The organism is Paenibacillus sp. cl130, assembly GCF_900116035.1.
GTDB classification, from domain to species: domain Bacteria; phylum Bacillota; class Bacilli; order Paenibacillales; family Paenibacillaceae; genus Paenibacillus; species Paenibacillus polymyxa_B.
Genome location: NZ_FOYG01000002.1, coordinates 603340 through 618449, shown reverse-complemented (window position 1 = coordinate 618449; position 15110 = coordinate 603340). Strand labels below are relative to the sequence as shown.

The window sequence follows — 15110 nt, the reverse complement described above, 5'->3', positions numbered from 1 at the left end:
AGCAGCCTTTCCCTGTTTTGGTCTTTTTTTGTTGCAGTAGTTATAGGAAAGAAAGGGGAGTGCAATGAAATATTTTGATTATGCGGCGACAACTCCACCTTTTGAAGAGGTGATTACAACAGTTGCCGAGGTCATGAGACGCCACTATGGGAATCCATCTTCGATGCATCGGTATGGAGAGGATGCGGATAAGTTGCTTAAGCGTTCGCGCGAAGTATGTGCTGCGGCTTTGGGAGTGTATCCATCAGAGATTGTCTTCACATCCGGAGCAACGGAAAGCAACAATCTTGCTATTAAGGGAGCAGCTTTGCAGTATCAGACCAGAGGCAAGCATATTGTTACTGTATCGACAGAGCACCCGTCTGTGTACGAAGCTTGCAGACAACTGACAAATCTGGGCTTCGAGGTTACATTTTTACCTGTCGATGCGGAGGGGCATGTGAGCGCCGAACAGGTTTGTGCCGCTGTCCGTAAAGATACGATTTTAGTCAGTATCATGCATGTCAATAATGAGACGGGAAGGGTGCAACCGTTGCATGATATCGGAGCTGCGCTCAAGAAACAGTTCCCCCGTGTGCTATTTCATATTGACGGTGTACAGGGGTTTGGAAAGCTACCGGTTGATATCCGGGGCTGGCAGGCTGATCTGTACAGCCTCTCTGCGCATAAGCTGCGTGGACCCAAAGGTGCTGGACTACTATTCGTTCGGGAAGGTGTGGAGCTTTTCCCACTGCATAGTGGCGGCTCTCAGGAGCAGGGTTTTCGTGCAGGTACGGAAAATGTACCGCTGCTAGTCGGTATGTCTAAGGCGGTAAGGTTGGCGGGCGAACGGCAAGCAGAGACAGCACGCCGTATGACCGAGTGGAGAGAACGGGTGGTCGCAGAAGTGAAGACAATCCGTCAACTGCGGCTGAACAGCGGGGAAGAAGCGCCGCATATTGTCCACTTTTCGTATCCGGGCATGAAGGCCGAGGTAATGCTGCATACGTTGGAGCAATTGGGTGTGGTAGTATCCACCAAATCGGCTTGCTCTTCGAAATTGGCTGAACCCAGTCGGGTGCTGCTGGCGATGGGATGCAATGAGGCGGAAGCGTCTGGCGGCATTCGTATCAGCTTCGGTGATGAGCATTCGGAACAGGATATCGATGAGCTTATACTTGCACTGCGACAGGCTGTAGCCAAGCTGGAATCCCTTGAAAGGTGGAAACGTTAAAATGCACTATGATATGTTGTTACTTCGCTTCGGTGAATTTACATTAAAAGGGAAGAATCGGACTCGTTTTGAAAAGGCAGTACTGAATCACGTGAAGCTGCTACTCAAACCGTTTCCCGGTGCTTCTTTGCGGAAGGAATTTGGACGGATTTATGTGGTTCTCGGAGGAGAGCCTTATGAACAGATCATTCAAGTGTTACAAAAAGTGTTTGGCATCACGACAATAAGTCCTGTCAAAATGGCTCCTGTCGAGCTTGGTGCTATAATTGAGACCGCTGTAGCTTTGATGCGTGAGCTGAATGTGGCCGAGGGAACGACTTTCAAGGTAAATGCCCGCAGAGTGTGGAAGGAATTTGCTCATTCTTCACAAGAGATGAACCATTTAATTGGTTCTCCTATTTTGCGAGAGTTTCAAGCGTTGAGGGTCGATGTACATCGACCAGATATTGAGTTACGTGTGGAGGTTAGAGAGCAGGCGGCCTATATATTCAGCGATGTTATTATGGCTGTAGGGGGCTTTCCGTTAGGAACGAATGGTAAAGCTATGCTGCTGCTGTCTGGTGGAATTGATAGCCCGGTAGCAGGGTGGTCTTCCATGCGTAGAGGATTGGAAATTGAATGTGTGCATTTTTATAGCTATCCGTTTACAAGTGAACGTGCGAAAGAAAAGGTCATTGAATTGGCAAGGGTCTTAGCAGGCTATGCGGGTCGGATTAAAATCCACCTTGTGCCGTTTACAGAGGTGCAGACGGCCTTTACGCACACTGGACAGGATAATCTGATTATTACGCTAATGAGACGGTCTATGTTACGAATTGCAACGATGCTGGCTGAGCGTGAAGGAGCACTGGCACTCGTGACGGGCGACAGTCTGGGGCAAGTCGCTAGTCAAACGTTATCCAGCATGAATGTGATTGGCCGTTCGACAGAATTACCATTGCTGCGACCTCTCGTAATGATGGATAAGCAGGAGATCACGGAAATCGCAAAGCAAATTGGCACCTACGATCTATCCATCCTTCCATATGAGGATTGCTGCACATTGTTTGTTCCCAAATCCCCAACCACCAATCCGAATTTGTGGGTTGTTCAAAAGATTGAAGCCTCTATTCGGGATTTAAATGCCTTGATTGAACAGGCTGTGGCTGAAACGGAGACACTTGTCCTGGAGACAGGTGGAGCTATAGAGGGGCGTAAAGAGGAAGTTATACAGGAAGATTGGTTTTAAAATAAAAAAGCAGACCCACCAGCTAATTTGGGTCTGCCTTTTTATTTTAGTTAAAACAGTTTTTGAATCATTTTAGACGGCTTTTTCTCGACTGGATACTGCTCTGCGATTTTGAAGATATCCTGTGAGCAAAATACCAGCCATAACTGCGGCAATAAACAAGATACGCAGCGCAGGGTGCTCGGTAAAATAGGGTTCCAGCTTACGTTCTTCAGTAATCATATTAGAGGCTGTATAACCAAGAACAGCCGATCCCAAATAGATAATCCAGGGAAATTTATTGATCAGTTTGATAAAAAGAGTGCTACCCCATACAACGATCGGTACGCTAATTAACAGGCCAAGCACTACAAGTAGCAAATGCTGCTGGGCCGCGCCAGCAACCGCAATCACGTTGTCCAGACCCATAGCCGCATCGGCTACAACAATCGTGCGGATAGCACCCCATAACGTTGTTCCCGCTTTGACTTCGGTATGGTCCTCCTGGTCTACGAGTAACTTATACGCGATCCAGACTAACATGACACCCCCGATGAGTAACAACCACGGTACTTGAAGCAACCAGAGTACCACAATGGTGGCTGCTATGCGAATGAGCAGGGCACCACCGGTACCGTACAGTATCGCTTTTTTTTGCGTGGCAGGAGGCAGCTTTCTGGCGGCAAGTCCAATTACAATCGCATTATCTCCTGCGAGCAGAAGATCAATAAATATCACATTAAGCAGTAGCCAAAAGAACTGAAGTCCGGACATATCAATCGTTCTCATCTCCCTGATTAAACATCCTAAAATCATTGTATGTTGTTTATTTTAATACCCGTTTTTCGGAAATACGATTCATTATATTGCTGTTTGTTATTGATTTCAAGGTCTTTACTCAACAAATTTGACATCAATTTTTAATAAATGATGACTTATTTGACAAGGCTTATAAGCATAGCCTCGTCCTATTTCGCATACAAGTAGGATGGGGGTGTTTGTACACATGGAGCATATCATTTTGCTGTTGAAAATATTAATGATTAATTTGGTATTAAGCGGTGATAATGCAGTTGTTATAGCCATGGCGAGCAAAAACTTGCCTGCAAAGCAGCGGAGTCAAGCAATATGGTGGGGGGCAGTCGGTGCAGTCCTCCTGCGCTGTGTTTTGACTTTTGTAGCTGTCATTTTGCTGGGCATACCCTTTATTCAGGCGGCAGGCGGTCTACTTCTGTTATGGATTGCGTTTAAGCTGCTTTATGAGAATGAGGATCATGTGGGAGTCAGAGCAGAAACAACCATATGGAAGGCTATACAGGTGATTCTGGTAGCGGACTTTGTGATGAGTCTAGATAACGTATTAGCTATTGCAGCCCTAGCAGATGGGGATATCGCCATTATCGTCATTGGTATTGCAATTAGCATTCCGATTGTCGTCTGGGGCAGCAACGTGATTGCGATCTGGCTTCATCGGTTCCCTGTACTTGTTTTGCTTGGATCTGCAATCCTGGCTTTTACGGCAGGAGAAATGCTACTCCGTGATCCCCGATTGGGTGTGTGGTTAGCAGGTGCGGGGGAGCTAATACATGCATGGTTACCGGGACTTTTGGCCGCAGCAGTTGTCATTGTAGGAATATATCGTCAGTTACGAGCTCGCCATATTTGAACGTAGTTTTTTTGGAAAACATCGGCTAAAATATACTTAAAAACAATCACATTAAAAGACCTAAAAACAAATTCAGCAAACAAAGGAGACCACGATGAATTCCGGAAAAGAGCGTATGATCGGAGTGGGCATTGTTGCCGTAGGACTGATTATTTTGTTGGGGAAACTGGGGACGTTCTCCTTCTTGGGACGAAACTTTTGGCCTTTGCTGTTTTTAATACCTGGAATCGTACTGCATGCAATGTACATGAAGCGTAAAGTTTCACCCTTTATGTTGCTGCCGGCAGGGATTTTGTCGGTTTATGGCTTCTTATTTTTGCTCTGCAATATTTGGGGCTGGAATTTAATGGCCTATTTATGGCCTTTGCTACTTCTAGGTGTGGCGATTGGATTATGGCAGTACGCCATTAATGATATTTCGCTTTCTCGTAATGTTTATACAGGGGGCGTGATATTGGGGTTGATATCGGTGTTTTTATTGGTCATTACCCTGCTAAGAACGGGCATCATATATGTTATTGCAGTTTTACTGATCGGAGCTGGAATCTGGTTGGTCCTAAACAACCGTGGCAAACGCAAAAGGTAAAACGACAAGCTGTGAGATTTTATGGCGGTAAATTACGGAACAGGCAATAATGTCTTGCTTTATGACATATTTCAACTATAATATAATGGATATGATAAGAGCGTCGGAGATTTCTGACGCTTATTTTAAGGTTTTCACGCGAATCGGAGAGAGAAGCTGTCTGTACAAAGCCTGAAACATATAGAAGGCTGGCAGGGAGTGGGCCTAAAGAACGATTGTTAGCCTTGAATCAGCACTGCTTCAGGATAGAGACACTATTTTGATATACGGAAAGGATATGGATACAAACCATGCATGCAAGAGAAAACATTCGCAATATTGCGATTATTGCCCACGTCGACCACGGAAAAACGACGCTTGTCGACAAGCTGCTTCAACAGTCCGGAACATTTAGAGAACACGAGGCTGTTCAGGAGCGCGCCATGGACTCCAACGATCTGGAGCGTGAACGCGGTATTACGATTTTGGCTAAAAATACAGCAATCACTTACAAAGATTACCTGATTAACATTGTAGATACACCGGGACACGCCGACTTTGGTGGCGAAGTGGAACGGATTATGAAAATGGTTGACGGTGTTTTGCTCGTCGTTGATGCTTACGAAGGTTGCATGCCGCAAACGAAATTCGTACTGCGTAAAGCGCTGGAACAAAATCTGACGCCTATCGTTGTAGTGAACAAAATTGACCGTCCGGCAGCTCGTCCGGCAGAAGTCATTGACGAAGTATTGGATTTGTTCATTGAGCTGGGTGCGAATGATGAGCAATTGGAATTCCCTGTTGTGTACGCTTCGGCGCTGAACGGAACATCCAGCATGGATGCTGAAAAGCAAGACGATAACATGCAAGCATTGTACGAAACAGTTGTAGAGCACATTCCGGCTCCAACTGAGAAAGTAGATGAGCCTCTTCAATTCCTCGTAACACTGATGGACTATAACGAATACCTTGGCCGAATTGCAGTAGGTCGTGTAAACCGCGGTATCATCAAGCAGGGGCAAGCAGTCACAGTTATGCAGCGTGATGGTAGCAGTAAATCAGCGCGTATTGAGAAGCTGTTCGGCTTCCAAGGTCTGAAACGTATTGAAACTGACCAAGCGGGCGCTGGTGACATTGTGGCGATTGCGGGAATTAAAGATATCAACATCGGTGAAACCATTGCCGATCCAAATCATCCTGAAGCATTGCCTGTACTGAAGATTGATGAGCCAACGCTGCAAATGACCTTCCTGGTTAACAACAGCCCATTCGCAGGTCGCGATGGTAAGTGGGTAACATCCCGTAAATTGCGTGAGCGTCTTCTGAAAGAACTCGAAACGGATGTCAGCTTACGTGTTGATGAAACAGATAGCCCGGACGCCTTTATTGTATCCGGACGTGGTGAGTTGCATCTGGGTATCCTGATTGAAAACATGCGTCGTGAAGGTTACGAACTGCAAGTGTCCAAACCGGAAGTTATCGTCAAGGAAATTGACGGTAAGAAAATGGAGCCAATCGAACGTCTCCTCATTGATATTCCGGAAGAAAGCATGGGCGCGGTTATGGAAAGTTTGGGCTCCCGTAAAGCCGAAATGGTTAACATGATTAATAACGGCACCGGACAGGTTCGCTTGGAATTCCTGATCCCTGCACGTGGTCTGATCGGTTACACTACAAACTTCCTGACTTTGACTCGTGGTTACGGCGTAATGAACCATGCGTTTGACAGCTATGGACCATTTGTTGGCGGTCAAGTAGGTGGACGTCATCAGGGTGTTCTCGTGTCAACGGAAAACGGCAGCTCTACATTTTATGGTATGCTGGGCGTAGAAGATCGCGGTATTTTGTTCCTGGAGCCAGGTACTGAAATCTATGAGGGCATGATCGTTGGGGAGCACACACGTGATAACGACATCGTCGTTAACATTTGTAAAGAAAAACAATTGACAAACGTCCGTTCAGCAACAAAAGACGATACAGTTAAACTGAAAACACCTGTTATCTTCTCTCTGGAGCAGGCGCTCGAATATCTGAATGATGATGAGTATTGCGAAATTACGCCTAATGCCATCCGTTTGCGTAAAAAGATCTTGAACAAAGGTGAACGCGAGCGTGCGGAGAAACAACGTAAAACAGCACAAGCAAATACGTAATTGATTGGATTGGTCTTTGGCCACAGCGGCGACGCCCGGGAACGGGATGCGCCGCTGTATGTGTTTTAGGATTGTAAACTTGGAGAAAGCGATATTTCTCAAAACGCAGGAAAAGGTGTTGAAGCATGAGTAATCTTTCGAACGGATTGCCTCCCCGGACACAAAGCGGGAAAAAATCCGCCAAACCGAAAAAAACGAAAAAGAAAAAAAGCTTTTTCAGATCGTTTATGAAGTTTGTCTTGTTTTTGCTCATTATAGGTATTTTGGCAGTAGGTGGTTATACCTACTATATTTACAATCAGGTAGAGGAAGTTTTGGATACGGGGATCAACAAGGAAGTACCCAAAACACAATTGGCTGAAGCTAAGCCTTTGACTATCTTATTGCTGGGAACCGATTACCGCCCTGATCATCCGACTTATTTGTCAGACGTTATTATGGTAGCTACATTAAACCCCAATACCAAATCGTCTACCATCGTGTCTTTACCGCGCGATACGCGTCTAGAAATGGATGGATATAAACCACGCAAGTTGAATGAGTATTATCCAGTGTTTAAGGCTAGAGAGAAAGAATCTGGTGAAGTTGCTGAAGAACAAATGAAGAAGATGATCGGCAAATATTTAAACATTGATATCGATTATGTGACGGTTATTAACTTCCAGGGCTTTAGAGATGTAGTAGATAATTTGGGTGGCGTAGATGTGACGGTTGATAAAAACATGTGTTATCGTGACCGTGCAGATGGTACCGATATTAACCTGACAGCTGGAGCCAAGCATTTGAACGGTGATCAGGCTCTTGATTTTGTTCGCTACCGCAAATCGAATTGTCGTCCAAGAACAGCTGAATCTGACGATTTTGATCGCAATCGTCGACAAAATCAGGTGCTTCATTCCCTAATTGACCAAATGCAATCCTTTAACGCTTTGACCAAGTTTAGCGCAATTATTAAATCGGTTGATAAGAATATGATGACAGATATCGAGTCACAGCAAATGAAAAATATCGTACAAACCTATTGGAATATTTCCAAGCAAAATGTGAAATACAATCCGGTGGCAGGAACGTGGCGTAGCCCGTATGTGTACATTGATGAGCAACAGCTCGATTTGGCCAAACAAGCGCTACAAGAGGAATTAGCTAAAAAAGCAAGCGACACTACTGCAGCTTCTTCCAATTCCTGAGTATGTATCTTTCTCCTCTCTTATGTTATACTCGCAGCGAGTAAAGCTCTTATATAACATAAGGGGGTTGAGGTATGTCTAAAGTTATAGTGAACCAAGTCTAGGTCCAGTGAGCAATCACTGGGCCTTTTGTGTCTAATTTTAAAAATGTACAGGCTCAGAGCTATCTTCACTACAACTTTTCGTTGCTTTATCTGCTTTGGGGTTCTTTTTTCAGGGAATCAGCAAGTATTGGGTACCCGGTGAATAGGTATAGGTATGAAACACGAGATTGTCCACGCCGCTTTGGAGGGGATTTAATGAAGAAAATTTTTGTGCTGGATACGAATGTGCTGCTGCATGATCCGAAAGCCATTTTTACCTTCAAAGAACATGAAGTTGTCATTCCAGCTGTTGTTCTGGAAGAAATCGACTCCAAAAAACGCAACGCGGATGAGATTGGACGGAATGCCCGCAATGTATCGCGATTGTTGGACGGGTTAAGAGAAGTAGGTCATCTGCACAGTGGCGTTCCACTTCCCCAAGGTGGGAGGCTTAAGGTTGAGTTAAACCACCGAAGTTTTTTGAAAGTTCAGGAGATGTTCGGGGAGGTTTCGAACGATAACCGGATTTTGGCGGTCGCCTTGAATTATCATCTGGAAGAGCAGGAGCAGCCTGAACCACGTTCGGTCGTTTTGGTCAGTAAAGATGTGCTGGTCAGGATCAAGGCAGATGTACTGGGACTGCTGACCGAAGACTACCTATCCGATAGAACAGGCGATCTAAGTGAGCTATATCCCGGATACTCGGCAATACAGGTGCACCCGTCCATCATAGATGAATTTTACTCTAACCGTTTTTTACCAATCAAGCCACTGGAACTACCTTATACGCTGTATCCGCATGAATTTGTTATTCTGAAAGATGAAATGGGAACTGGAAAATCAGCTTTGCTGAAAGTGAATCAGGAGGCAGAGCGATTAGAGCCGCTGTACTTAAGTAACGAATCGGTGTGGGGAATCAGCGCGCGTAATGCTCAACAGCGGATGGCATTGGAGCTTTTGCTTAATGACGATATCCCCCTCGTGACCATTACAGGAAAAGCGGGTACGGGCAAAACGCTGCTGGCGCTGGCGGCAGGTTTGCTTAAGGTAGAGGATGAACATCGCTTCAAAAAACTGCTGATTGCTCGGCCTGTTGTTCCTATGGGTAAGGATATTGGTTATTTACCGGGAGAAAAGGATGAAAAGCTTCGCCCGTGGATGCAACCCATCTACGATAATCTAGAGTATCTGTTTGATGCCAAAAAATCAGGTGATATCGACAAAATTTTGATGGGCTTGGGCAGTATTCAGGTGGAGGCACTTACTTATATTCGCGGGCGTTCGATACCTGGGCAATTTATTATAGTCGATGAGGCTCAAAACTTATCCCGACATGAGATCAAAACGATTGTGTCCCGGGTGGGTGAGGGGAGCAAGATCATTTTGATGGGAGATCCGGAGCAGATTGATCACCCTTATCTGGATGCAGCCAGTAACGGTCTAACCTATGTGGTGGAGCGGTTTAAGCAAGAAGGGATTAGCGGGCATATTATGTTGGAAAAAGGAGAACGCTCCAAGCTCGCGCAGTTGGCAGCCGATCTACTATAAAATCCCTACCGTTATTACAATAATAGAGACCTCGGGAATCTCCCGGGGTCTCTTGTTTTATACACGTAAAAATTCAGAACAATGAAAGGTGAGCAAAATTTTACTTAAAGTTTAATTCGAGCTTAACTTCAAGCATTCCTGCTAAAGTGCGTACTTCTGTGGCTTTGACATATGAAATAAGCTGCTGTGGGTAGAAACCCAGATCAAAATCCTTTTCCAGCTTGTTGCGGGTCGTATCAGGTAGCTCCAGACCATTAAATACCAATCGATCCACATGAAATAAAATTGCATTTTTCGGCTCATTCTCTAGCGTGTAGTGACCTTCTACCCTTAATTTCATCGTTCCCTGCTGACCTTCTACCACAATTCGATCCTGCGCAAATGTAAAGTTGAAGTGATTAAACAATTCATTTTCTGACTTTAAAAAACGGTTAAAGTCCTCTTCACGAATGCTTATCGTAATGACTTTTCCATTTGTAACCATGGCACCTTGTTGTTGTTGAATGAATTGTGGTAAATTCTGCATAGCTTGAGCTAATGCTTTAAAGTGCTTATTTACCTCGTAGACACCTACATTCTCCCAATAAGCTGTCATTTCGCCAATTAGCTTACGTAGGGTATCCGGGTCATTACTGGCGTTAACGCCGTCATTTACACGCGACTGAAGCAGGGCAATGCGTTTACGTTGTGCCAGTAAGTTTGTTTTGACAGTCTCCAGTTCCATTGAGGCTTGGGTGACTTGTTGTTCTGTTTTTCGCATAGATTGATAATTGGATTCGTATTCTTGAAGCACATCCTGATCGTGACTAATCAATAATAAGTAGTAATCGTACAGAGAGAGAAGTTGCCTTATACTTTTCGCCCCTAGCACCACACTCAACAGTTTGTCCCTTTCCCCCATATAATAAGATCGCAGCACAGAACCTGCACGCTTCCGTTGTATGGTCATTTGCTCTTGCTGAACGGTGAGATTACTTCGCAGTTCCTGCTGACGCTGCAAAAGGGTATGCTGCTCCTGACTGATTCGCTCAATTTCATGGTCTATCTCTACAATCGACAGGCTATCTTGTAAAATCTGACTTTCTTCATGGGAGGGAGCGGCCAGGGTAGGACGTACATATATGAAAGTTAGCATCATAATGGTGGTCAGCAGGGTGCTGATTGTGATTTTTATTCGTTTGTTCATTTGGTTTCCCCTTTTATGTATTCCCGAAAAAAACTAATGGTAATGTATATGATCCTTTCTGTTTCTTTAACCATTCATTTTATTGTACAGCAGTCTGAGCATGCTTGAAACCCGAAACTGTTTACGTTCACGTATGAGTTCTTGCAGAAATGGAAATACAATTTAGTATCAAATAGATTCTATGAACTCTACGAGAGGCATAGGAATGAATAAACAGCTTTTATACCCTATTCAAATACCGGCAAGATCGGTTCATGAAGACGGTTATTTCAGGATGTTGTTAGGAGGGCTAGAGGCATGACTGCAATAAGACAAGATGCATGGAGTGTGGAAGATGACTTGATATTGGCGGAGGTGACATTGCGGCATATCCGTGAAGGTGGAACGCAGCTCGCTGCGTTTGAGGAGGTTGGACAAAAAATAGGAAGAACCTCTGCAGCATGTGGCTTTCGTTGGAATAGCTGCGTGCGCAAACGTTACGATGAAGCGATTAGTATTGCCAAAGCACAGCGCCAGAAGCGCAGTTATATCCGTAAGCAGAACCCGGTGGGTGTATCACAGGTTGCGGCTTTTGCCTCGCTTGATACAGTCGAAGGTGGATACAGAACGGATGGTGCGAGTGAGGATACATTATCTATTGATGCAGTAATTCGCTTCTTGCGCCAATGGAAGGGATCCGTCCAGGAAACGAATCGGCAGATTAAGATGCTGGAGAAAGATTTACGGGAAAAGGAAGAAGAATTGAATCAGCTTCGCTCCATTAATGACCGGCTGTCCAAAGAAGTGAATGATGTACAAACCGACTATCGTGTTGTGAATGATGATTATAAAGCTCTGATTCAGATTATGGACCGAGCTCGGCGCTTGGCTTTAATCACTGAAGATGAGGAAGAGCTTAAATCCAGATTCAAAATGGACGCCAATGGGAATCTGGAGCGCATTGAGTAACAAGATTACTTCTGCAATATTGAAATAAAACGTCAACTAGCGCTTTGCCGTAGTTGGCGTTTTTTGTATTTCTTTAGAGTGCATATGATATAGTAGAAAAAAAGATGGAAGCGAGACGATACAAAGGTGATTGATATTATTGGAGCGGGTTCGCTGGGATTGTTGTTTGCCGGGAGGTTGTCTGCTTCGGGTACAAAAGTAAGGCTGTGGACGCGTACACTTGAGCAGGCACGCGTCATTGCTCGTGAAGGGATTACTGTGTTTGATAAGGAGGGACAGACGGCAGTACATGTTTCCGGGGATAAATTGAAGGTAGCGCCATTGGCAGATTGGCAACGGTTAAATTCACAGGCTCCAGCACGATGGATAATGCTTATGACCAAACAGGGGGCGATTGAGGAAGTATTAGAACAGATCCAGCCTGCAGCTCAAATGGATAGAGATACAGGAATTGTTTGCTTGCAGAATGGAATCGGCCATATAGAACGCATTAGACAGGCTTGGCCTGAAGCTGTGGTATACCCTGCTGTGACGACTGAAGGAGCCAAGAGGCAGGGAGTAGCATCTATTGTACATGCAGGATCGGGTGTTACTGAAATTGGTAGTTCGGAGGAAGGGGAGGAGGCGAAGAACAATAATTTTAATCAATGTGTGCTAAATCGGCTGCTTGCAGCAGGATTTGACGTTTGCTTGTCGAAAGAAATCGAGAACGGTATGTATCGCAAGTTGTTGATCAATGCTGTGATCAATCCGCTGACAGCGGTATGGCGAGTTCGTAATGGCGAGCTGCTTTCGGACCCTATTCGAATACATATGATGCGCAGGCTGTACGATGAAGGCATTCAAGTGTATGAAGCTCATGGTATCCACTGGGAAAACGCATGGTGGGAGCAAATTATGAATGTATGCCGGGCAACGGCAGAAAATCACTCGTCCATGCTAGCTGATGTACTTGCACAGTCCATGACGGAAGTTGCTTCAATTAACGGACAACTGGTGCAGATGGCAGATCGGGCTGGAGTTACTGCACCAACTCATGAGGTATTGTGGCAATTAATTGAAGGCATGCGGCTAAAAGAGGGGTGATCAGTTGAGTCTTATACAAGGTACTATTATCACTTTCAGTATTCTTCCCTTTTTTCCGTTTTTGATCGTGTTTGCGGTTTGTCGCTACATTCTTAAAATGGAAAAAAAGAAATCGTTACTTACTTCTATGGATATTACCACGTTTTTTCTGATATTTTCCGTCGCAGCACTCTTTAACGTCATTTTTACATCTCGATTCGGTTTTTATTTGATTCTACTGCTCCTATTACTGGCCTTGGGTTTAATTGGAGGGGCTCAAAATCGAATAAAAGGGAAGGTTGATGGTAAAAGATTATGTAGAGCGGTCTGGAGATTAACTTTTATAGCGATGACATTGGCGTATATTTTGTTGACTGTTGTTGGTATATTTAAGAATATATTCAACATCATGTGATATAAGGTGACATGAAAAGGTGAAAAAATATGAATTAATCATGTTTTTTTGAAAAAAAAGCTCAATTTGAAGAAATGTAATGTAGATTTTTTTGACCGCTGGTTGTATAATCTATAAACATATACCACTTTAGAACTAGGGGGAAAACGCTAGATGAAAAGGAAAAGCTTTTTAGTCCTTTTGACACTCATTCTTGCAGTTGGTGCACTGCTCGCAGGTTGTGGCTCCAGCAAGAACGATAATGGTAAGGGCGCACAAGAAAACACCTCGACTACGCCGGCTCCGGCCGACAAGCAAATTTTGCGCATTAACCTTGCTTCCGAGCCGCCAACCTTCGATCCGGCACAAGCTCAGGATAGTCAAACTAACACGGTTCTGAAAACTTTGTATGAAGGTCTCGTACGTATGGGTCCTGACGGCAAAGAAATCCCTGGCGTAGCTGAATCTTGGAAAATTTCCGATGACGGCAAAACCTATACGTTCAAGCTTCGTGATACTGCAAAATGGAGTAATGGCGACCCAGTCAAAGCAAGCGATTTCGTATTTGCTTGGCAACGTGTATTGGATCCTTCCACGGCTCCTGCACCTCCATATGCTTACCAATTGTACTATATCAAAAATGCTGAGGGTTACAACCTGAGCACTTCGAAATCTTTTAAAGGCACTAAAGTTACAGACTTTAAAGATGTAGGTGTTAAAGCTGTTGACGACCATACATTGCAAGTAGAGCTGGAGCACCCAACTCCTTACTTCTTGGGATTGACTTCTTTCTACACTTTTTACCCTGTAAATCCTTCCGTTAAAGGTAATGATAAGTGGGCTGTTAAGAAAGATAGCATGATCACTAACGGACCTTACACATTAACGACTTGGGACAGCGGTCAAAAGATCGAAGTAACCAAAAGTGAAAACTATTGGGGTAAAGATGATATCAAGCTGAATAAAATTACGATGTCCCTTGTAAATAGCGGTGCAACAGAGCTGGCTTCTTATAGAAGTGGACAACTCGATTACGCAGGTATGCCAAACGGTGAAATTCCTACCGACCAAATTCCGGCTGTGAAAAAAGAACTGCCTAACGAATTTAAGGCAAAAGGGATTGCAAGTACGTACTACTATCTGTTTAATGTAACTGAAAAACCATTTAACAATGTTAAAATCCGTAAAGCGTTTGCGATGGCTATTGAACGCCAACCAATCGTTGAAAGAGTAACATTGGGCGGTCAAATTCCTGCATACGGCTTTGTACCTCCAGGTATCAAAGGAGTATCTCAAGAATTCCGTACTGAGAATAAAGATGATTACTTCAAAGAAGACTTCACTGAAGCGAAAAAATTGCTTCAAGAAGGTATGAAGGAAGAAGGCGTAACTACACTTCCTCCGGTAACATTGCTGTATAACTCCAGCGAGAGTCACCAAAAGATTGCTTTGGCAGTTGCTGATATGTGGAAGAAAAACCTTGGTGTTGACATCAAAACTCAAAACCAAGAGTGGGGCGTATTTATCCAAACACGTAACAAGCTGAATTTCCAAATCGCTCGTGGTGGATGGTCTGCTGACTATAATGATCCAATGACATTCCTGGATATGTGGACAACAGGCAATGGCAACAACAATGCAGGTTATGCTAACCCAGCATATGATGCTTTGATTGAAGCAGCTAAGAAAGAAACTGATCCAGCAAAACGCATGGAAGATTTTGCGAAAGCGGAGAAAATTCTGGTTCAAGACGATATGGTAATGCTTCCGATCTACTACTACTCAAATGTTTCTTTAACGAAACCGAATGTAAAAGACATTGGGCTTGACTTTAGTGGAGCAGTTGATTTCACAAGAGCGTATATTACACAGTAACTGAAGCTCGATTCTGAAGT

The 15110-nt window shown here is 44.3% G+C and carries 13 protein-coding genes; 11 read left to right on the top strand and 2 right to left on the bottom strand.

Annotation, left to right across the window (positions count from 1 at the left end; translation table 11 throughout):
• Positions 1-64: 64 nt before the first annotated feature.
• The gene (locus BM358_RS09015) at positions 65-1213 is read left to right on the top strand and encodes a cysteine desulfurase family protein (RefSeq protein WP_028540469.1); all 1149 of its coding nucleotides are present in this window, start codon (positions 65-67) and stop codon (positions 1211-1213) included.
• 1 nt (position 1214) lies between these two features.
• Positions 1215-2441, top strand: coding sequence for a tRNA uracil 4-sulfurtransferase ThiI (gene thiI, locus BM358_RS09010; protein WP_028540470.1), 1227 nt, complete (start codon positions 1215-1217; stop codon positions 2439-2441).
• A gap of 72 nt (positions 2442-2513) precedes the next feature.
• On the opposite strand, the gene BM358_RS09005 is transcribed toward thiI, so the two are convergent.
• Entirely contained in the window at positions 2514-3209 is a 696-nt protein-coding gene (locus BM358_RS09005; RefSeq protein ID WP_025722107.1) for a TerC family protein, read from the bottom strand.
• 217 nt (positions 3210-3426) lie between these two features.
• Between BM358_RS09005 and BM358_RS09000 the strand changes: the two genes are divergently transcribed.
• The 5 genes from BM358_RS09000 to BM358_RS08980 all read left to right on the top strand — a co-directional run bounded on the left by BM358_RS09000 (position 3427) and on the right by BM358_RS08980 (position 9622).
• The gene (locus BM358_RS09000) at positions 3427-4086 is read left to right on the top strand and encodes a TerC family protein (protein WP_028540471.1); all 660 of its coding nucleotides are present in this window, start codon (positions 3427-3429) and stop codon (positions 4084-4086) included.
• Positions 4087-4180: 94 nt separating this feature from the next.
• A complete protein-coding gene (locus tag BM358_RS08995; protein WP_028540472.1) occupies positions 4181-4672 on the top strand; it encodes a LiaF transmembrane domain-containing protein in 492 nt (163 codons plus the stop codon).
• Between the two features lie 290 nt (positions 4673-4962).
• Positions 4963-6804 (top strand): translational GTPase TypA, encoded by a 1842-nt coding sequence (typA, locus tag BM358_RS08990; RefSeq protein WP_013311112.1) that lies wholly within the window; start codon positions 4963-4965, stop codon positions 6802-6804.
• Positions 6805-6929: 125 nt separating this feature from the next.
• Positions 6930-7991: an LCP family protein gene (locus tag BM358_RS08985; RefSeq protein WP_023989463.1), complete on the top strand. Its 1062-nt coding sequence runs from the start codon at positions 6930-6932 to the stop codon at positions 7989-7991.
• A gap of 299 nt (positions 7992-8290) precedes the next feature.
• The gene (locus BM358_RS08980) at positions 8291-9622 is read left to right on the top strand and encodes a PhoH family protein (RefSeq protein ID WP_023989462.1); all 1332 of its coding nucleotides are present in this window, start codon (positions 8291-8293) and stop codon (positions 9620-9622) included.
• 100 nt (positions 9623-9722) lie between these two features.
• Here the strand turns inward: BM358_RS08980 and BM358_RS08975 are convergent, their stop codons facing one another.
• Positions 9723-10808: a coiled-coil domain-containing protein gene (locus BM358_RS08975; protein ID WP_028540473.1), complete on the bottom strand. Its 1086-nt coding sequence runs from the start codon at positions 10806-10808 to the stop codon at positions 9723-9725.
• 297 nt (positions 10809-11105) lie between these two features.
• Between BM358_RS08975 and BM358_RS08970 the strand changes: the two genes are divergently transcribed.
• From BM358_RS08970 to BM358_RS08955, 4 genes are all read left to right on the top strand, one after another.
• On the top strand, positions 11106-11756 hold the full coding sequence (locus BM358_RS08970; protein WP_013311108.1) for an RsfA family transcriptional regulator: 651 nt from the start codon (positions 11106-11108) through the stop codon (positions 11754-11756).
• Positions 11757-11882: 126 nt separating this feature from the next.
• On the top strand, positions 11883-12842 hold the full coding sequence (locus BM358_RS08965; protein ID WP_023989460.1) for a ketopantoate reductase family protein: 960 nt from the start codon (positions 11883-11885) through the stop codon (positions 12840-12842).
• A 4-nt stretch (positions 12843-12846) separates the two neighbouring features.
• Positions 12847-13236 (top strand): DUF3397 domain-containing protein, encoded by a 390-nt coding sequence (locus BM358_RS08960; RefSeq protein WP_013311106.1) that lies wholly within the window; start codon positions 12847-12849, stop codon positions 13234-13236.
• Between the two features lie 153 nt (positions 13237-13389).
• The gene (locus BM358_RS08955; protein WP_023989459.1) at positions 13390-15090 is read left to right on the top strand and encodes a peptide ABC transporter substrate-binding protein; all 1701 of its coding nucleotides are present in this window, start codon (positions 13390-13392) and stop codon (positions 15088-15090) included.
• Positions 15091-15110: the final 20 nt, after the last annotated feature.

Bases quoted from the DNA above. Each gene is read 5' to 3' on its own strand.
- BM358_RS09015 (WP_028540469.1), top strand. From the start codon at position 65: ATGAAATATTTTGATTATGCGGCGACAACTCCACCTTTTGAAGAGGTG.
- thiI (WP_028540470.1), top strand. From the start codon at position 1,215: ATGCACTATGATATGTTGTTACTTCGCTTCGGTGAATTTACATTAAAA.
- BM358_RS09005 (WP_025722107.1), bottom strand. From the start codon at position 3,209: ATGAGAACGATTGATATGTCCGGACTTCAGTTCTTTTGGCTACTGCTT.
- BM358_RS09000 (WP_028540471.1), top strand. From the start codon at position 3,427: ATGGAGCATATCATTTTGCTGTTGAAAATATTAATGATTAATTTGGTA.
- BM358_RS08995 (WP_028540472.1), top strand. From the start codon at position 4,181: ATGAATTCCGGAAAAGAGCGTATGATCGGAGTGGGCATTGTTGCCGTA.
- typA (WP_013311112.1), top strand. From the start codon at position 4,963: ATGCATGCAAGAGAAAACATTCGCAATATTGCGATTATTGCCCACGTC.
- BM358_RS08985 (WP_023989463.1), top strand. From the start codon at position 6,930: ATGAGTAATCTTTCGAACGGATTGCCTCCCCGGACACAAAGCGGGAAA.
- BM358_RS08980 (WP_023989462.1), top strand. From the start codon at position 8,291: ATGAAGAAAATTTTTGTGCTGGATACGAATGTGCTGCTGCATGATCCG.
- BM358_RS08975 (WP_028540473.1), bottom strand. From the start codon at position 10,808: ATGAACAAACGAATAAAAATCACAATCAGCACCCTGCTGACCACCATT.
- BM358_RS08970 (WP_013311108.1), top strand. From the start codon at position 11,106: ATGACTGCAATAAGACAAGATGCATGGAGTGTGGAAGATGACTTGATA.
- BM358_RS08955 (WP_023989459.1), top strand. From the start codon at position 13,390: ATGAAAAGGAAAAGCTTTTTAGTCCTTTTGACACTCATTCTTGCAGTT.